Annotated in this window: 18 protein-coding genes and 3 pseudogenes; 15 read left to right on the forward strand and 6 right to left on the reverse strand. The window is 60.7% G+C overall.

The features are described 5' to 3' along the window. Positions 1 to 108: 108 nt before the first annotated feature. The 4 genes from IWX85_RS07575 to IWX85_RS07590 all read right to left on the reverse strand — a co-directional run bounded on the left by IWX85_RS07575 (position 109) and on the right by IWX85_RS07590 (position 1,722). The gene (locus IWX85_RS07575) at positions 109 to 570 is read right to left on the reverse strand and encodes a DUF302 domain-containing protein (RefSeq protein ID WP_051984109.1); all 462 of its coding nucleotides are present in this window, start codon (positions 568 to 570) and stop codon (positions 109 to 111) included. A gap of 10 nt (positions 571 to 580) precedes the next feature. After that, positions 581 to 928, reverse strand: a complete 348-nt coding sequence (locus IWX85_RS07580) for a hypothetical protein (RefSeq protein ID WP_370584240.1) — start codon at positions 926 to 928, stop codon at positions 581 to 583. A gap of 159 nt (positions 929 to 1,087) precedes the next feature. Next, positions 1,088 to 1,291, reverse strand: a complete 204-nt coding sequence (locus tag IWX85_RS07585; protein ID WP_081932455.1) for a hypothetical protein — start codon at positions 1,289 to 1,291, stop codon at positions 1,088 to 1,090. Then, the gene (locus IWX85_RS07590) at positions 1,288 to 1,722 is read right to left on the reverse strand and encodes a four-helix bundle copper-binding protein (protein WP_370584243.1); all 435 of its coding nucleotides are present in this window, start codon (positions 1,720 to 1,722) and stop codon (positions 1,288 to 1,290) included. The genes IWX85_RS07585 and IWX85_RS07590 overlap by 4 nt, the downstream gene beginning before the upstream one ends. Positions 1,723 to 2,048: 326 nt before the next feature. On the opposite strand from IWX85_RS07590, the gene IWX85_RS07595 reads away from it, so the two are divergent. Both IWX85_RS07595 and IWX85_RS07600 read left to right on the forward strand, forming a co-directional pair. Further along, complete coding sequence (locus tag IWX85_RS07595; RefSeq protein ID WP_196869332.1) at positions 2,049 to 2,465, forward strand: rhodanese-like domain-containing protein; 417 nt, start codon at positions 2,049 to 2,051, stop codon at positions 2,463 to 2,465. A gap of 220 nt (positions 2,466 to 2,685) precedes the next feature. Then, positions 2,686 to 3,563: pseudogene (locus IWX85_RS07600) on the forward strand (alanine--glyoxylate aminotransferase family protein); the annotation flags it as partial. Between the two features lie 171 nt (positions 3,564 to 3,734). Here the strand turns inward: IWX85_RS07600 and IWX85_RS07605 are convergent. After that, the gene (locus tag IWX85_RS07605; RefSeq protein ID WP_196869333.1) at positions 3,735 to 4,832 is read right to left on the reverse strand and encodes an NAD(P)-dependent alcohol dehydrogenase; all 1,098 of its coding nucleotides are present in this window, start codon (positions 4,830 to 4,832) and stop codon (positions 3,735 to 3,737) included. A 322-nt stretch (positions 4,833 to 5,154) separates the two neighbouring features. Here IWX85_RS07605 and IWX85_RS07610 point away from each other — a divergent pair, with 322 nt between their 5' ends. The 11 genes and pseudogenes from IWX85_RS07610 to IWX85_RS07660 all read left to right on the forward strand — a co-directional run bounded on the left by IWX85_RS07610 (position 5,155) and on the right by IWX85_RS07660 (position 11,645). Continuing rightward, positions 5,155 to 5,667 carry a transposase gene (locus IWX85_RS07610; RefSeq protein WP_196869334.1) on the forward strand — a complete coding sequence of 171 codons (513 nt, stop codon included), beginning with the start codon at positions 5,155 to 5,157 and terminating at the stop codon, positions 5,665 to 5,667. A gap of 338 nt (positions 5,668 to 6,005) precedes the next feature. Further along, entirely contained in the window at positions 6,006 to 6,419 is a 414-nt protein-coding gene (locus tag IWX85_RS07615; protein ID WP_196869335.1) for a fasciclin domain-containing protein, read from the forward strand. A gap of 74 nt (positions 6,420 to 6,493) precedes the next feature. Beyond that, positions 6,494 to 6,949 carry a fasciclin domain-containing protein gene (locus tag IWX85_RS07620; protein ID WP_036806457.1) on the forward strand — a complete coding sequence of 152 codons (456 nt, stop codon included), beginning with the start codon at positions 6,494 to 6,496 and terminating at the stop codon, positions 6,947 to 6,949. Between the two features lie 52 nt (positions 6,950 to 7,001). Further along, positions 7,002 to 7,790 carry a DUF1295 domain-containing protein gene (locus IWX85_RS07625; RefSeq protein ID WP_196869336.1) on the forward strand — a complete coding sequence of 263 codons (789 nt, stop codon included), beginning with the start codon at positions 7,002 to 7,004 and terminating at the stop codon, positions 7,788 to 7,790. Positions 7,791 to 7,945: 155 nt separating this feature from the next. After that, positions 7,946 to 8,404, forward strand: a complete 459-nt coding sequence (locus IWX85_RS07630) for a DUF2177 family protein (RefSeq protein WP_231379614.1) — start codon at positions 7,946 to 7,948, stop codon at positions 8,402 to 8,404. 36 nt (positions 8,405 to 8,440) lie between these two features. Then, a pseudogene (locus IWX85_RS07635) lies at positions 8,441 to 8,617 on the forward strand (cation transporter); the annotation flags it as partial. A gap of 50 nt (positions 8,618 to 8,667) precedes the next feature. After that, the gene (locus tag IWX85_RS07640; RefSeq protein WP_231379615.1) at positions 8,668 to 8,958 is read left to right on the forward strand and encodes a transposase; all 291 of its coding nucleotides are present in this window, start codon (positions 8,668 to 8,670) and stop codon (positions 8,956 to 8,958) included. Between the two features lie 243 nt (positions 8,959 to 9,201). Then, a pseudogene (locus tag IWX85_RS07645) lies at positions 9,202 to 9,372 on the forward strand (IS3 family transposase); the annotation flags it as partial. A 227-nt stretch (positions 9,373 to 9,599) separates the two neighbouring features. Then, positions 9,600 to 10,025 (forward strand): YchJ family protein, encoded by a 426-nt coding sequence (locus tag IWX85_RS07650; protein ID WP_196869338.1) that lies wholly within the window; start codon positions 9,600 to 9,602, stop codon positions 10,023 to 10,025. A 62-nt stretch (positions 10,026 to 10,087) separates the two neighbouring features. After that, the gene (locus tag IWX85_RS07655) at positions 10,088 to 10,747 is read left to right on the forward strand and encodes an HAD family phosphatase (protein ID WP_196869339.1); all 660 of its coding nucleotides are present in this window, start codon (positions 10,088 to 10,090) and stop codon (positions 10,745 to 10,747) included. Positions 10,748 to 10,937: 190 nt separating this feature from the next. Continuing rightward, on the forward strand, positions 10,938 to 11,645 hold the full coding sequence (locus tag IWX85_RS07660; RefSeq protein WP_196869340.1) for a hypothetical protein: 708 nt from the start codon (positions 10,938 to 10,940) through the stop codon (positions 11,643 to 11,645). A gap of 34 nt (positions 11,646 to 11,679) precedes the next feature. On the opposite strand, the gene IWX85_RS07665 is transcribed toward IWX85_RS07660, so the two are convergent. Continuing rightward, positions 11,680 to 12,744 (reverse strand): AraC family transcriptional regulator, encoded by a 1,065-nt coding sequence (locus IWX85_RS07665; RefSeq protein ID WP_196869341.1) that lies wholly within the window; start codon positions 12,742 to 12,744, stop codon positions 11,680 to 11,682. Positions 12,745 to 12,869: 125 nt separating this feature from the next. On the opposite strand from IWX85_RS07665, the gene IWX85_RS07670 reads away from it, so the two are divergent. Continuing rightward, positions 12,870 to 14,630 (forward strand): AMP-binding protein, encoded by a 1,761-nt coding sequence (locus IWX85_RS07670; RefSeq protein ID WP_196869342.1) that lies wholly within the window; start codon positions 12,870 to 12,872, stop codon positions 14,628 to 14,630. A 23-nt stretch (positions 14,631 to 14,653) separates the two neighbouring features. Continuing rightward, the gene (locus tag IWX85_RS07675) at positions 14,654 to 16,261 is read left to right on the forward strand and encodes a carboxyl transferase domain-containing protein (protein ID WP_196869343.1); all 1,608 of its coding nucleotides are present in this window, start codon (positions 14,654 to 14,656) and stop codon (positions 16,259 to 16,261) included. Positions 16,262 to 16,328: the final 67 nt, after the last annotated feature.

Below are 16,328 nucleotides of genomic sequence, written 5' to 3' on the forward strand. Positions count from 1 at the left end.
AAACCGTCCTTGGCGGGCCACTTTTCCCCATGCGCACCTCCTGCCGCCATGCATGCTTCCCGTGTAGCAGACAGCGTCAAGGAATATGCCGTGAACAGGCGGTCCTGTTCAGCGCTTTGGCATTTTTTCGGGCGTTGGCATCAAGGCCGAACGCACCCGCTCAAGACGGCTGCGGACCTCGTCCGCAACCTTGGCGACTTCAGGATCATCCGTCAGCCGCATCACCGCCACAGGGTCCATGAAACCCACCGTGAAGCTGTCAGCGGCAACCTCCCGTACGATGACATTGCAGGGCAGCAGCAGGCCAATATCAGGCTGGGCGACCAAGGCACGGTGTGCCAACGGCGGGTTACAGGCGCCGAGGATCCGATAGGGCGGGACATCGACCCCCAGCTTGGCCTTCATCGTCGCCTGCACGTCGATGTCAGTCAGCACGCCGAAGCCTTCAACCTTCAAGGCTTCGGTCACGCGGGCCACCGCATCGGCAAAGCTGGTGCCGCCCAATGAACAGTAGAAGCCATAAGCGGCACCCGCCGGCGCACCTGCAGGGGATTTCGTGTGCGTATTCATGGTGAGCTTTTTATGGTTTGCCAGGTGCTGGCGGCATTTGGTCCATCATCATTTTCATCATGGCCTGCATCATGTCCATGCGCTTGGCCATCATCTGGTGGTGCGCACCCATATCGCCAGGCATCCCGGGCATCCCCGGCATGCCTCCCCTGTTGCCCATGCTAGCGCCGGACATGCTGCCCATCATGTCCATGCTGTCTTGCATGGCCTTTTTGTGTTCGGCCATCAGCTTGTTTCGCTCTTCCGGACTCTTCGCCGCCATCATCTTTTCGTGCATGTCCTGCATGGTTTTCATCTGCGCGTCCATCCTGGCCATGTGGTCGGGTGTCGCCATGCTGTTGGCAGATGCCGCGCCCATGGGCATCTCCGGGGCAGTGTTGCAGGCGACCAAAAGGCTAGCGCTGGCGAGGACCGCGGCATGTGGAATGAATCGAAAAGGGGTCATGACAGGCTCTTGGGTTAGGTAACGCTGGAAACAGCGAGGGGAAATCTGTTGGGAGGCAGTGCTTGTCCTGGTTTATTTGCCGCGTCCCTTGAGGACCAATACGACAAGAGCGACAACGACGATAACCAGCAAGAACGGCATCCATGCCCCTGCGTACCCACCCATCCAGCCAGCGCCCCGCGAGCCATCGTTCATCATGTTTGTGCTTTGCGCCAACGTGACGCCGGTGGTCAACAGTGCTGGCGCGCCAACCACCAGTGCAAGCAAGGCTTTCATTGCGCCGCCATCTTGCGGCACTCTTCAGCGCACTTGAGGCAAGCTTTGGCACATTGCTGGCAATGCGCCATCGGGTGTTTTGCACACGCGTCGCCACAAGATTGGCAAATATCGGCGCACAGGGTGCAGATGGCTTTGCTGTGTTGACTGCCGCGCGACATGGCGGCCGCAGCCAGTGCACAGACTTGAGCGCAATCCATGTCCAATGCGATGCAATGCGCCATCATCTTGACGTCCGACTCTTGAAGACATGAAGCTGCACAGTGGTTACAGGCTGCTGCACACGCATTGCATGCCTCTATGCAAGCGTTGAATTTTTGGGAATGCATTTGAATTTTCCTAGGTTGCGGGTGCACGGCAGCGAAAAGTCCCCAAGCTTGTGCGCATTCCTGCACGGCATCCTGTAAGTCTTTATGCCGTCTGCCTATCATCTTTTGCAAGGCCAGCCCTGCCGGCAGATACCTGGGTCTTGTAAGACATCCCGCTCGGCTTGCTCGTTCTGGCCGCGTCCCTCAGCCATGAAACCGGGTGAAAACCGGGCCAGCTTGGCCGGAGCGCGGATGGCCCGGGAATGGCTGTTTTTGAAAATACGGGGGGTGATGATATGCAGGCCCTTGTGTGTACATGGACATCCCAATGTTGGCGGTGTGTATTCTGGTTTTTAAACTGACAAGCACTGAAAAGTGCCGCTATCTGGCGACAATACAAAATCGGCCCTCCCGGCCCGCGTAACCACCCAACCCACAAGGAGGCACCCATGCCCATTACCAAAGGTTTTCAGGCTCTTGTCGATGAAGCGATGGAAGAGATCAAAACCTATACGGTCGAGGACGTGAAGGCCCGGCTGGCCGACCCGGCCATGCAGATCGTCGATATCCGCGACCCGCGCGAACTGGAGCGCGAAGGCACGCTGCCCGGTGCGCTGCTGGCACCGCGCGGCATGCTGGAGTTCTGGGTTGATCCGGCGTCGCCCTATTTCAAGCCAGTGTTTGCCGACGAAAGCCGGGAGTTCATCCTGTTTTGCGGCGCAGGCTGGCGCAGTGCGCTGGCGACCAAAACGCTGCAGGACATGGGCATGCGCAATGTCGCCCACATTGACGGCGGTTATGCCGAGTGGAAAAAGCAGGGCGCACCGACGGAAACTCTGGAAGCGCGCAAGGCAAAGAAGGCTTGAGCTGGCAGCGCCAGTCGTCGCGCGGTTGACGGCTGGTTATTAATGAAATAGGCTTGAAGCGCATGCATGCATATGCTTCAAGCAGCTATCAACAAGTGAGTTTGACCGGGAGCGCTGCGCACTTTTTCGAATGTTTCTGCCAACCCGCGATCGACTTGACAACTGCCTGCCCATGCTGCGCTGGCCCTCCGACTTTGCGCTACCCCCTTGAAGCAATCTCATGCCTGGACTGCTGCCCAACATCGACCCTGACGGTTTGCTTGAATTCTCGGTGGTCTGCACCGACCGAGCACTCAACCACATGTCGCGCAGCTTTCAAGGCGTGATGAACGACATTTCGCGCATCCTCAAGGATGTGTAGAAATCACATTCCGTGGCACTGGTACCCGGCAGCGGCACCTATGGCATGGAAGCCGTGGCGCGCCAGTTCGCCACGGCCAAGCCGGTGCTGGTGATCCGCAACGGCTGGTTCAGCTGCCGCTGGACGCAGATTTTCGACATGGGAACATTCCTGCTTCGTCCACCGTGCTCAAGGCCCGTCAGCCAGGTGCCGGCACGCAAGCTCCATGGGCGCCCGCACCGATTGCCGCGGTGCAGGCCGCCATGGCCCGCGACCAGCCCGCCGTCGTTTTTGCGCCGCATGTCGAAACCGCCTCCGGCAGGATCCTGCCCGACGCCTGTCTGCGCGCCGTGGCCGACGCCGTGCATGCGGTGGGTGGCCTGTTTGTGCTCGACTGCATTGCCTCGGGCGCGATGTGGGTTGACATGCGGGCCACTGGTGTCGATGTGCTGATTTCCGCGCCGCAAAAAGGCTGGGCAGCTCGCCGTGCTGCGCCATGGGTCATGCCCAGCGAACGCGCCCGCACGGCCATCGACGGCACCGTCAGCACCAGCTTTGCCGGCGACTTGAAAAAGTGGCTGCAGATCATGGAAACCTATGAAAAAGGCGGCCACGCCCACCATGCCACGCTGCCCACCGACGCCCTCACGCGCTTGCGCGCCGCCATGCAGGAAACGCAAGCCCATGGCTTCGCCAAGGTGAAGGCCGAGCAGCAAGCGCTGGGGCAAAAGGTACGCGCCCTGTTTGAACTTTTAGGAAGAAGGGCCATTTTGGTGTCAATTTAAAGTTCAAAAGTGACGGGTTGAAGGTGAACCGACACCTGCTGCGCAAGTTGGGCGTGCACTCGGCGAGCGAACTGCCGAAGATCCCGCTGGCGAACGGCTGGACCCTGCTTCGAGCGAAGTATGGCCTTTGCAAGGCGATGTCGATCAAGCGTCCGCGTTGGCCTTCAGCGTCGACATGTCGATCACGTAGCGGAAGCGCACCTCGCCGTGCTCGACCTTGCGGTAGGCATCGTTGATGTCCTGGATCGCGATCACTTCAATGTCCGGTCCGATGCCGTGTTCAGCGCAGAAGTCGAGCACTTCTTGCGTGTCGGCCAAGTTGCCGATCAGCGAGCCAGCCACCGACTTGCGATGGAAGGCCAGCAACTGGTTGTTGACAGGCGCCAACGACTCTAGCGCACCCACCACGACCAGCGCGCAATCGCGCTTCAGCAGTCCTATGAACGGGTTGACGTCGTGCTTTTCGGGGATGGTCGAAAGCATGAAGTCAAAGCTTGACGCCAGTGCTGCGAGTTGTTCCTTGTCCTTCTCCAAAACAACCTTGACGCCAAGCCGCTCGCCTTCACCAAGCTTGTCGGGGCTGGTCGTGAAGACGGTAACGTCGGCGCCCATCGCCTTCGCGAGCTTGGCTGCCATGTCGCCCAAGCCGCCGAAGCCGATGATCCCGACCTTGTCGCCGGCCTTTACGCCCCAGTGCTTCATCGGCGAGTAGGTCGTCACGCCGGCGCAAAGAATCGGCGCGGCCACTTCAGGTTTGAGCGCGGGCGGAATCTTCAGCACGAAGTCTTCCTTGACGACGAGCACGTCGGAATAGCCGCCAAAGGTGTTGTCGCGGCCGTACATGTTGCCGCCTTCGGGCACCTTGGCGGCGGGCACCATCGGGCCGTTGTAGGTGGAGAGCCAACTGTTGGGGCCGGCGCAGTAGTTCTGGTCGCCGCTTTGGCACGGCTCGCAGTGCCGGCAACTGTCGATCATGCATCCGACCCCGACAAGGTCGCCGACTGCGTGCCGAGTGACGCCGGGGCCGATATTTGCGACTCGGCCGACGACTTCGTGTCCCGGCACGCACGGGTAGACTGTGTTGGACCACTCGTTCTTGACCTGATGTATGTCGGAGTGGCAGACGCCGCAATAAAGCACGTCGATCTGCACTTCGTTCGGTCCGACTTCGTTGCGCTCGAATTCGAAGGGTTTAAGGCGACTGAAAGAATGCTTGGCAGCATAGCCGATGGCTGGGATCATGTTGGGCTCTCGTTTGGTGGATGAAATCCCGCCGGCGCGTCGTAACGGATTCTCCAACTACTATGGTCGTCCTCAGCGGATTGCCGTGTAGGACATCCGTTCATGCCGTTGTCCGCCGACTCCGGAGCACCGATTGCCAGTTGCCAATCGACATTGGGTACGTTGACCCGACAGCGTGACACCACCTGGAGTCGATGAACATGGGCATGCCGCCCGGCGCGCCGCTGACAGTCGCTTGCTTCGGTAATCCGTGATTCGACGTCGAATCTCCCTCAAGCTTTCTCAGCGCCACGTATGCGCCCGGGCAACACATATTGAGCTGATGCTGAGTTCAATAGACAGTTTCGCCCCTGAATCACTGTCCAGTCTGAACGCAGAACAGCTGCGAAAACTGGCCCGTGATCTGATTGCAAAGGTTGCACGGCAGGATGCGCAAATCACGCGCAGCGACCAACAAATTGGCGAACGTGATTTGCAAATTGCGCAGCGCGATCAGAAAATCGCCAGCCTTGATCAGGCCATCAGCAGCAAGGATCGGGAGATCTGGTATCGCCAAGCCAAGATCGATCAGCTCACGCATGAGATGGCGGTCCTCAAACGCTGGAAGTTCGGGCGCAGCCGCAAACAGCTGGATGCGGCTCAGGCCAGTCTGCTTGATGAGACCATTGATGCCGACATCGCAGCCATCGAACAAGAGTTGGAATATCTGGCGTCAGCCGCTAAGGCTGACACAGAATCTCGCAAGCAACCCAAGCGCGCAGCCTTGCCAGCAGAACTGCCCTGCGTTGACATGCCCCGGGCGCAACCTGGGATCGATTTGTATTGGGTGCAATGAATAACGCCAGGAAACCCAGCATTGGCTTGAGGTAGTTCTGTAAGTTACTGATTTAATTGGGCTTCCTGTTTGCTTTTTTTCTGGGTATCGTCAGTGTCCCAATTTACGGATCGACACAAGCAATGCCAAGCTGGCACACCACATACCAACACCAACTCACGACCTATGGGCACCGGCGGCGACTGAATCCGCATTGAACCCTTCGGGTGCTAAGCGCGTTCTCCTACAGAGACGCCGTGTGCCAGCGGCGACGATGGAATCGTGCCAGTGCTTTCCACTGACATCAGGGTCGCGCTGGACATCCCGTTGAGTGACCCATCCAAACAAGGATATCTGACATGCATGACATTATCGACACGGCCGTCGCCGCCGGCACCTTCAAGACCTTGGCCGCCGCCTTGACAGCCGCCGGACTGGTGGACACGCTCAAGGGCACCGGACCTTTCACGGTGTTTGCGCCCACCGACGACGCCTTCGCCAAACTACCTGAAGGCACCGTAGACAAGCTGCTCAAAGACGTGCCTAAGCTCAAAGCCATCCTCTGCTACCACGTGGTGAGTGGCCAGGTCATGGCAGCTGATGTGATGAAGATGGACGGCAAGACGGCCAAAACGGTCAACGGCGCTGATTTGAAGATCTCCACGGAGGGCGGTGTAAAGCTCAATGGCAACGTACATGTCACCAAGACCGACATCGCTTGCACCAACGGCGTCATCCACTGTGTGGATTCCGTTTTGATGCCCCCAGCCTGATTCTGAAAGTTATTTGAACCACTGCCGATGCCGCTGAGCATCGGGGTGTCCTCCATCTGACTCGAAAGTACATTATGAAAAAGCATTTTGTGGCCGCTGCCGCGATCGCGCTGGCCTCGCTGTCTGCCCAAGCAGCCGACATTGTGGACACCGCCGTGGCTGCAGGCAATTTCAAAACCCTGGTGACAGCGCTGAAGGCCGCTGGCTTGGTGGACACGCTCAAGGGCCCGGGGCCCTTCACCGTTTTTGCGCCCACCGATGAAGCCTTTGCGAAGATCCCGAAGGTGGACCTGGACAAATTGCTGGCAAACAAAACGAAGCTCAAGTCGGTGCTGACATACCACGTGGTGTCGGGCAAGGTCATGTCTACGGACATCAAGCCTGGCAAGGTCAAGTCGGTGGAGGGCTCGCAATTGACCATCGGCACGACTGGCGGCGTGATGGTCGACAAGTCCAAGGTGGTTGCCGCTGACGTGGTGGCCGACAACGGTGTGATCCATGCCATTGACACGGTATTGATGCCCAAATGAGCGTGGCTCGGGGTCTTAAACTAGACCCCGGCCTTATCGCGCCCCGCGCGATATGCTGACCGTTGCGCTGCAAGGCTTGCTGTTCATGGTCCTGTTGGCATTCGGTGCATGGGTACTTAGCTTGCGCAACAACGATGTCAGCATTGTCGACAGCGTGTGGCCGCTGCTGATTCTGGCTGGCTCAGCAACCTACGCATTAGCCTCGCTGCAAACCGGCCCCCGGGCGATCGTCATGGTCACACTGGTTGCACTGTGGACGGTGAGGTTGGCGACTCATATCACCTGGCGCCATTGGGGCAAGCCGGAAGATCGACGCTACCAAGCCATTCGCGCCCGCAACGAGCCCCATTTTCGGTGGAAAAGTCTGGTGCTGGTGTTCGTTTTGCAAGCCATGCTGGCGTGGCTTGTTTCTTGGTCCGTGCTTGCCGCTGTGGTGAACCCGAGACCTTGGCACTGGCTTGACTGGGCGGGTGTGTGCGTCGTTGTAGTCGGCGCCTTGTTTGAAGCAGCAGCAGATTGGCAGCTGGCCCGCTTTAAGTCGAACGCAGCCCATAAAGGGCAGGTTATGGACACTGGTTTATGGCGATATTCCCGCCACCCCAATTACTTTGGCGAGTTTTGTGTGTGGTGGGGCTTCTATGCAATTGCGCTGTCACCACAAAACTGGTGGGCCGTCGCGTCTCCCGCGCTCATGACCGTTCTGCTTTTCAAGGTTTCGGGTGTGGCGTTGCAGGAGAAAGACATTGCTGACAGACGTCCAGGTTACCGCGAGTACATAGCTCGCACGAACGCTTTTTTCCCAGGCAGGCGACGGCCAAGCCAAGAGGATGTGAGCACATGATTGCCTTGCACGAAGGGCTGACATGTCCGATGCCAACAGGCTACGCGTCCCGACGCCTGCACGCGTGTCACTGTCACTGTCCTGGGCAAGACAACCCCTGTTGCGTGACCTGACTTCAAACACCTGTTGGCACCGATCCGCATCACTGAATTTCCTTGACCCACAAATTAACGCAGGATGAAACCGACATGCTGAACTACCTTGCCTCCTACGGTGCCGCTACGGCGACCATTCTGGTCCTGGATATGGTCTGGCTCGGTTTTGTCGCCAAGTCCTTCTACCGCGACGGCATCGGGCATTTGATGGTCGACCCACCCAACCTGGTGGCGGGCGGCGTTTTCTGGCTGCTGTACCCGGTTGGTGTGTTGCTTTTTGCCGTTGCCCCCACGGCTTGGTCTGGGGGCCTTACAGCGCCGACAGATGTGCCTTGGTCGCGCGCGGTGTTGGCCGGTGCGCTGTTCGGCTTTTTTGCTTATGCCACCTATGACTTGAGCAACCTGGCCACGCTGAGGGGATGGCCGTTGCGCCTGGCGTTGGTCGATATTGCCTGGGGCACGGTGCTGACCGCCGCTTCGGCCGCAGCAGGCCGCTGGGCACTGGGGCGCATGACATGAGCGACACCAAGGCCCAGGCTTGACGCGCGTGCCGCCATGTCGCACTCCCCGCTGGCAATCTACGGTGCGATCAGTGTCAATGTCGCCATTGCCGTCACGAAGTTCACGGTTGCCGGCATCACAGGCAGCTCGGCCATGCTGTCCGAAGGCGTGCACTCCGCCGTAGACACCTTCAATGGCCTGCTACTGCTGATGGGCATCCGGCTCAGCCGCTCCGCGATGCTGTCTACAAGACAGCGGCTGCAAAGTGCATTGCGGCATGTATGGCACTGACTTGCGATGCTCTCTCAGTGGCACTGGTCAGTCTGCAGACAGCGCTGCGTTTGCTGGCCAAGCGGTGGAAAGCTCTTAATGAAGCGCTACGTGAACTCGATGCACACCTGGCTCGGTTGACCAAAAAAGCCGTCCCCAGATTGCTCGACCGCTTTGGCGCAGGACCGCAAACGGCAGCAACCTTGCTGGTAGCCGCTGGCGATACGCCCACTCGGTTACACAGTGAGGCCGCACTGGCCGCGCTTTGCGTAACCAGTCCCCTGCAGGCGTCTTCTGGATAAACACAAGGGCATCGGCTAAATCGTGGCGGAAATCGTCAGGCCAATAACGCGTTGCGAACGATTGCGATGGTGCGCATGCGAAGCGACGCGCGCGCAGGGCAATATATAGCGCGGCGCACAGGTGAAGGACTGTCAAAAAAGGAGATTCACCGCTGTTTGAAACACTACATTGTTCGTGCGCTACATCCACTCATCTTGGCTGATTTGAAGGACGCTGCATTTATTGCTTGACATAAGAGCGTCAACGCGGTCATGGAGCGTTTCTTCTTGAACCTGAAAATGGAGCGGGTCTGGCAAAAGGACTATGCCAATCATTTTGAGGCGTCAAACGATATCGCTGATTACATTGTTGGCTTTTACAACGCGATCAGGCTGCACTCAAAATTGGGCAACATGTCACCGAACGCTTTCGAGCGTGGATCGACATCTGAAAAATCCATCGAACTGTCCGAAATTACCTGGCCACCACGCACCTTCGTGACGGCCGCTACAAATCATTTGATAGGTTGGTTGAAACCGGTAATTCTCAGTGTGGAACATTCATCTATCATTCTGAATTTTGCAAAAATCAGCACTGTGAAAAATCTCCCTGAGTGTCCAAACGGCGCGAATTTCGCCTTTGGCATGGAAGCTCTCAACGCATGACCACTCCTTGCCCCTGCGGTCGCACCCCAACGAATACACCCGCTAAAACCAAGCCTGCCCAAAATCAGCCCCTGCCTTTCCCCGCCTGCTGCGGCCGCTACCTGGATGATTTCGATAAACACCCTGCGCCCGACGCCGAATCGCTGATGCGCTCGCGCTACAGCGCCTTCGTGCTGGGGCGACGCGACTATCTATTGGCCACTTGGCATGCCAGCACGCGACCGACAGGCCTTGTGCTTGACCCGGCCGCAAAATGGCTGGGCCTGGACGTGCGCTCGCACACGGTGCAAGACGCCGACCACGCCGAAGTCGAGTTCGTCGCCCGCTACCGGGAAGGCGGCCGCGCGGTGCGACTGCGCGAGCGCAGCCGCTTTGTGCGCGAGTCGGGGCGTTGGTTTTACGTCGATGGCAACCAGCTTTAATATCAAAAAGGGCTCTTGCGCACGATTGACGGGCGCAAGCAGCTATTAATAAGTGAGTAAATATGAAGTTTGAAGCCATCTTGTTCGACTGCGACGGCGTGCTGGTGGACAGCGAGCCCATCACCAACGGCGTGCTGCGCGAGTTGCTGGCTGAAAGCGGCTGGACGCTGTCGCCCGAAGAATGCATGCGCGTGTTCGTCGGCAAGGCGGTGCGCGACGAGCGCGTGCTGATCGAAACCAACACCGGCCGGCCGCTGACCGAGGCCTGGATGGCCGAGTTTTACACGCGGCGCAACCGCGAATTGCAGGCGCGGCTGGTGGCCATTGCCGGTGCGCACGAGGCGGTGGCCGCCGCGCACGCGCATGCCGGCCAGGGCATTGCCTGCGCGTCCGGCGCCGACCGCTTCAAGGTGGAAATGCAACTGGCGCAGGTCGGGCTGATGCCCTGGTTTGACGGCCGCATCTTCAGCGGCCAGGAAATGCCGCGCTCCAAACCGGCGCCCGATGTGTACCTGGCAGCAGCGGCGCAGCTGGGCGCGGCGGGCGCGCATTGCCTAGTGATCGAGGACACGACGACCGGCGTGGCGGCGGGTGTGGCCGCTGGCGCCACCGTCTGGGCCTATTGCCCGACGCCCGGACAGGGCCCGGCCTTGAGGCAGGCGGGCGCCAGCCGCCTGTTTGGCCACATGGCCGAGGTGCCGGCGCTGCTCGCGGCGGAGTGATTTCCTTGCCGAATCGATCCGGCTGTGGCGCCGGAAATGCCTGAAGTGCCTGCACTGCCCGAGGTTGAAGCAACTGATGCCCTTTTTTCATTAACCTAAAATGTGATAAGTTGCATTGAATTTCAAATTTTTTCTGGTTTTTGCTTCGAAACAGGCTCTAAATTGGTGCTTTCTAAAAACAGCATCACCCATGAAATTTGTCACAAAATCCTCTGTCCTTGGCCTTTCATTGCTCACCCTGGCGCTTGCAAGCCATGCGCAGTTGCCACCGGAAGCCAGTGCCCCTCCCGCCAAGCCTGATGTGTCCAGGTCGGAACGCGTCGCCAGTCCGAACCGCACCAGTTCGCGGACGTGGGCCGATTCGGGCAAGGCCGACAAGCACAGGCACCAGAGCGAAAAATCTGACAAAGGCGACAAAGGCGACAAAGCCGACAAAGCCGCCATCAAATGGGTCGATTCGACAGGCCGGACCATGGGACGGGCCATCGGAAGCTCTGCCATCCTGACAACTTTCGACAACCAGCTGGCGACGATCACAGGGCTTTACCCGGACCAGACCTGCGATGCCAACCGCGTGTGCACCTACCCGAGCAACGGCGCCCGGTGGACGGAGTTCGAATCGGTTTACTACACCACGGCCGATTGCACCGGCCTGCCTTATTCGCTGTCTGGCGCCATGGGAACACCCTATCTGGGCATTCCGGTGGTTGACAGTGGCGGCGCGTACCTCTATTTTTTCAAGGCGGTCGACACGACCCGCGTGACGCTTCGTTCAAGTTATTCAAACAATGTCTGCGCTCAGATCGGGATTCGGGGGGCGTTTCCGACCGACGCCGCGCCGGTTTCCGATGTGGTCCCGGCGTCCACCTACGGAACGCCGCCTTTCTTTTTGAAATAGCAGGCAGGGCGACACGGGAAGCCGCTGCAGGCGCTCACGGCTTTTCAGCCGCCAGGCCTTGACGGTGTTGCCTAAATTCTGCGGGCGACTGGCCGGTCCAGCCTTTGAAAGCGCGCATGAAGCTTTTCTCGTTCTGAAAGCCGGCGGCTTCGGCCACCTGCTTGATGGGGCGGCGGGTGCGCAGCAGCAGTTCCATCGCCCGCGCGCGCCGCATCTCGTCCTTCAGCCCCTGCAATGACGCGCCTTCTTCCTTCAGCTGCCGGTGCAGGGTCCGCGGCGAGACATGCAGCATCGCCGCCAGCGCATCGGCGCCATGGGTTTGCGCCGGATGCGCGGCCAGCGCCTGGCGCACGCGCTGCACCAGCAAGCGGTCGCGCCGGTAGGGCAGCACCGTCAACGGCAGGGCGCGCTGCAGCATCTGCTGCAAGGCGCGCTCGTCGCGCCGCAGCGGCAGTGTCAGATAACGGGCGTCAAAAGAGATTGCTGCCGGTGCGCTGTCGAACGCGGTGGGGCCTGTGAACAGCACGGCGTACACCTCCCGGTGCAGCGGCGCGTCAAACGGCAGTTGCGCGCCCAGCAGCGGGATGCGCGAGTCGATCAGCCAGCAGGCCACGCCCAGGAGGTTGCGCAGCACCGAAACCAGGCAGAATTCGCGCAGGGCGCCCAGGTCGCGCCGCTCGGTGATGGACACGCTGGCCGTGTCGCCTGCCACGCCAAGCGTCAAGGCGATGTCGTCGGCAATCAGTCCGTGGTGCCGGCACCAGCGCTTGAGCGCCACACCCAGCGTCGGCGCGCTGAGCGACGCCCGCGCGAGCATGCCATAGCTGCCCCAGGGCAGGCGCCGGCTGAACCAGCCCAGCGCCTCATCATCCAGTTGCTGCATCGCCAGGCCCGAGATGCGTTCCATCTGCCAGGCGGTGATGCGCGATGACGCATCAAGCAAGGCCGCCGGCGCGATGTGTGCCTGCGCCAGCGCGCCGGCCGGATCCATGCCGCGCTGCGCATAGGCCAGCAGGATCGCCTGGACGAAGGCAATCGGTGTGACGGCGGGCGCACCCGGAGGCGGCGTTGCGGCCGTGGCAAAGAGGGATGATGGCATGGGCCCAAGTGTGGGGCGCCGTGGCACGATTTGCAACCATCGTGGCTTTGTCCGATGACGCGCTTCGCCGGGCATGCGCCATACTGTCACTGGCCGCGTGTGCCGGCGGCCGCAAGGAGACAACCATGAGCGAAGACCTTTCCGCATCGCGTCCCGCAGCCTCGCCCTTCACGCCACCTTTCACCCGAAGCTGCGCCAGTGGCACCACCGATGTGCCGCTGATCGAGCAGCCGATCGGCGTATTTTTCGATGCCATCGCGGCACGCCAGCCCGACCACGAAGCGCTGGTCAGCGTTCACCAGGGCCGCCGCTACAGCTACCGCGAACTGCAGCGTGAAACCGACTGCCTGGCCAGCGCGCTGCTCGGCCTGGGCCTGCAGCCGGGCGAGCGCGTCGGCATCTGGTCGCACAACAATGCCGAATGGCTGCTGCTGCAGCTGGCCACCGCCAAGGTCGGGCTGGTGCTGGTCAACATCAACCCGGCCTACCGCACGGCGGAGGTCGAATATGCGTTGAACAAGGCCGGTTGCAAGGCGCTGGTCAGCATGGCCCGGTTCAAGACCAGCGATTACCTTGGCATGCTGCGCGAACTGGCGCCCGAGTGGGCGCACGGCCAGCCCGGCCAGCTTGAATCCGTGACGCTGCCGCATCTGAAAACCGTGGTCTGGATTGACGAAGCCGGGCAGCACTCCTCTGAACACGACCAGCCCGGCCTGACGCGTTTTTCAAGCCTGCTCGCCAGCGGCAATCCCGATGATGCGCGGCTGGCTGACATCGCCGCCACGCTCAAGGCCACCGACCCCATCAACATCCAGTTCACCAGCGGCACCACCGGCTTTCCCAAGGGCGCGACGCTGACGCACCGCAACATCCTGAACAACGGCTTTTTCATCGGTGAAGCGATGCGGCTCACGCCGGCCGACCGGCTGTGCATTCCGGTGCCGCTCTACCACTGCTTCGGCATGGTGCTGGGCAATCTGGCGTGCCTGACGCACGGCGCAACCATCGTTTATCCAAACGACGGTTTCGAGCCCTTGAGCGTGCTGCAAGCGGTGCAAGACGAGAAATGCACCGGCCTGCACGGCGTGCCGACAATGTTCATCGCCGAACTGGACCACCCGCGCTTTGCCGAGTTTGACCTGTCCACGCTGCGCACCGGCATCATGGCCGGCTCGCCGTGCCCGACCGAGGTGATGAAGCGCGTCGTCAGCGACATGAACCTGGGCCAGATCACGATTGCCTACGGCATGACCGAGACCAGTCCCGTGAGTTGCCAGAGTTCGGTCGACACGCCGCTGGCCAAGCGCGTCTCGACCGTCGGCCTGGTGCAGCCGCACCTCGACGTCAAGATCATCGACCCCAAGAGTGGCGAGATCGTCGCGACGGACGTGTCGGGCGAATTCTGCACACGCGGTTATTCGGTCATGCACGGTTACTGGGACGACCCGGGACGCACGGCGGAGGCGATTGACGCCGACGGCTGGATGCACACCGGCGACCTGGCCACCATGGACAGCGAAGGCTACGTCAACATCGTCGGCCGCATCAAGGACATGGTGATTCGCGGCGGCGAGAACATCTACCCGCGCGAAATCGAGGAATTCCTTTACCGTCACCCGAAAGTACAGGACGCGCAGGTCGTCGGCCTGCCCGACAAGCGCTACGGCGAAGAACTCTGCGCCTGGGTCGTCACGCGGCCCGGCGAAACGCTGACCGAGGACGAGGTGCGCGAGTTCTGCAAAGGCCAGATTGCGCACTACAAGGTGCCGCGCTACATTCGTTTCGTACCGGGTTTCCCGATGACGGTGACCGGCAAGATCCAGAAGTTCAAGATCCGCGACGAAATGAAAAATCAGCTCGGGCTGGACGAAGAAAAAACCGCCTGACACGTCTGAAAGAACACGGAAACATGACCACGCTCGAATCCAAACTCAACGCCCGTTCCGCCGACTTTCAGGCCAATGCCAGCGCCATGCGCGCGCTGGTCGATGACCTGCATGTGCAGCTGGCCAAGTCCGCCGCCGGCGGCGGCGAAGTGTCCCGCGCCCGGCACACGGCGCGCGGCAAGCTGCTGCCGCGCGACCGGGTGCAGATGCTGCTCGACCCCGGCACGCCGTTCCTGGAAGTCGCGCCGCTGGCCGCGCTCGGCATGTACAAGGGCGACGCGCCCTGCGCCGGCCTGATCGTCGGCATTGGCCGCGTCAGCGGCGTGGACTGCATGATCGTGTGCAATGACGCCACCGTGAAGGGCGGCACCTACTACCCGCTGACCGTCAAGAAGCATTTGCGCGCACAGGAAATTGCCCAGCAAAACAACCTGACCTGCATTTACCTGGTCGATTCGGGCGGCGCCAACCTGCCGAACCAGGACGAGGTGTTCCCCGACCGCGACCATTTCGGCCGCATCTTTTTCAACCAGGCGACCATGAGCTCGCTGGGCATTTCGCAGATCGCCGTGGTCATGGGCAGCTGCACCGCAGGCGGCGCGTATGTGCCCGCCATGAGCGACGAAAGCATCATCGTCAAGAACCAGGGAACGATTTTCCTGGGCGGCCCGCCGCTGGTGAAGGCCGCGACCGGAGAAGTCGTGACGGCCGAAGACCTGGGCGGCGGCGACGTGCACACCCGGCTGTCGGGCGTGGCCGACCATCTGGCGCAAAACGACCTGCATGCGCTGGCGCTGGCGCGGGCTTCGGTCAAGAATTTGAATAAGAACAAGGCTCCGGCGCATGCTGGGCGGGCGCCAATAGCTCCTAAATTCGTAGCAGAGGAGCTTTACGGCGTGATTCCCGTTGATGTGCGCAAGCCCTTCGATGTGCGCGAAATCATCGCCCGCATCGTCGATGGCAGCGACTTTGACGAGTTCAAGGCGCGCTACGGCACCACCATTGTTTGCGGCTTTGCGCACATCGAAGGCATGCCGGTCGGCATCATTGCCAACAACGGCATCTTGTTCAGCGAATCGGCGCTCAAGGCGACGCACTTCATCGAGTTGTGCTGCCAGCGCAAGATTCCGCTGGTGTTTTTGCAGAACATCACCGGCTTCATGGTCGGCCGCAAGTACGAGAACGAGGGCATTGCCCGCAACGGCGCCAAGATGGTCACCGCCGTGGCGACCGCCGCAGTGCCCAAGTTCACGATCATCATTGGCGGCAGTTTTGGCGCCGGCAACTACGGCATGTGCGGCCGGGCGTTTTCGCCGCGCTTCCTGTGGATGTGGCCGAATGCGCGCATCAGCGTGATGGGCGGCGACCAGGCGGCCGGCGTGCTGGCCACCGTCAAGCGCGACGGCATCGAGGGCAAGGGCGGCGCGTGGACGGCAGACGAAGAAGAAGCCTTCAAGGCGCCGATTCGCAGCCAGTTCGAACACCAGGGCCATCCGTACTACGCGACGGCGCGGCTCTGGGACGACGGCGTGATCGACCCGGCCGACACCCGCCGCGTGCTGGCGCTTGGGCTGAGCGCTTCGCAGAATGCGCCGATTGCCGAGACGAAGTTTGGTTTGTTCAGGATGTAAGCCATGGCTGCATGGACCCGAAAAAGCACCTTAGCATAGGTGGCTCTCTGTTTTGAAAAGAAAGAAC

The sequence above is a fragment of the Polaromonas sp. CG_9.11 genome (genome assembly GCF_015752225.1).
GTDB lineage: Bacteria > Pseudomonadota > Gammaproteobacteria > Burkholderiales > Burkholderiaceae_C > Polaromonas.

What these genes read in the sequence shown, in the direction of transcription:
- IWX85_RS07575 (WP_051984109.1), bottom strand. Translation starts at nt 570, where the DNA reads ATGAATACGCACACGAAATCCCCTGCAGGTGCGCCGGCGGGTGCCGCT.
- IWX85_RS07580 (WP_370584240.1), bottom strand. Translation starts at nt 928, where the DNA reads ATGGGCGCGGCATCTGCCAACAGCATGGCGACACCCGACCACATGGCC.
- IWX85_RS07585 (WP_081932455.1), bottom strand. Translation starts at nt 1,291, where the DNA reads ATGAAAGCCTTGCTTGCACTGGTGGTTGGCGCGCCAGCACTGTTGACC.
- IWX85_RS07590 (WP_370584243.1), bottom strand. Translation starts at nt 1,722, where the DNA reads ATGATAGGCAGACGGCATAAAGACTTACAGGATGCCGTGCAGGAATGC.
- IWX85_RS07595 (WP_196869332.1), top strand. Translation starts at nt 2,049, where the DNA reads ATGCCCATTACCAAAGGTTTTCAGGCTCTTGTCGATGAAGCGATGGAA.
- IWX85_RS07605 (WP_196869333.1), bottom strand. Translation starts at nt 4,832, where the DNA reads ATGATCCCAGCCATCGGCTATGCTGCCAAGCATTCTTTCAGTCGCCTT.
- IWX85_RS07610 (WP_196869334.1), top strand. Translation starts at nt 5,155, where the DNA reads ATGCTGAGTTCAATAGACAGTTTCGCCCCTGAATCACTGTCCAGTCTG.
- IWX85_RS07615 (WP_196869335.1), top strand. Translation starts at nt 6,006, where the DNA reads ATGCATGACATTATCGACACGGCCGTCGCCGCCGGCACCTTCAAGACC.
- IWX85_RS07620 (WP_036806457.1), top strand. Translation starts at nt 6,494, where the DNA reads ATGAAAAAGCATTTTGTGGCCGCTGCCGCGATCGCGCTGGCCTCGCTG.
- IWX85_RS07625 (WP_196869336.1), top strand. Translation starts at nt 7,002, where the DNA reads ATGCTGACCGTTGCGCTGCAAGGCTTGCTGTTCATGGTCCTGTTGGCA.
- IWX85_RS07640 (WP_231379615.1), top strand. Translation starts at nt 8,668, where the DNA reads ATGGCACTGACTTGCGATGCTCTCTCAGTGGCACTGGTCAGTCTGCAG.
- IWX85_RS07650 (WP_196869338.1), top strand. Translation starts at nt 9,600, where the DNA reads ATGACCACTCCTTGCCCCTGCGGTCGCACCCCAACGAATACACCCGCT.
- IWX85_RS07655 (WP_196869339.1), top strand. Translation starts at nt 10,088, where the DNA reads ATGAAGTTTGAAGCCATCTTGTTCGACTGCGACGGCGTGCTGGTGGAC.
- IWX85_RS07660 (WP_196869340.1), top strand. Translation starts at nt 10,938, where the DNA reads ATGAAATTTGTCACAAAATCCTCTGTCCTTGGCCTTTCATTGCTCACC.
- IWX85_RS07665 (WP_196869341.1), bottom strand. Translation starts at nt 12,744, where the DNA reads ATGCCATCATCCCTCTTTGCCACGGCCGCAACGCCGCCTCCGGGTGCG.
- IWX85_RS07670 (WP_196869342.1), top strand. Translation starts at nt 12,870, where the DNA reads ATGAGCGAAGACCTTTCCGCATCGCGTCCCGCAGCCTCGCCCTTCACG.
- IWX85_RS07675 (WP_196869343.1), top strand. Translation starts at nt 14,654, where the DNA reads ATGACCACGCTCGAATCCAAACTCAACGCCCGTTCCGCCGACTTTCAG.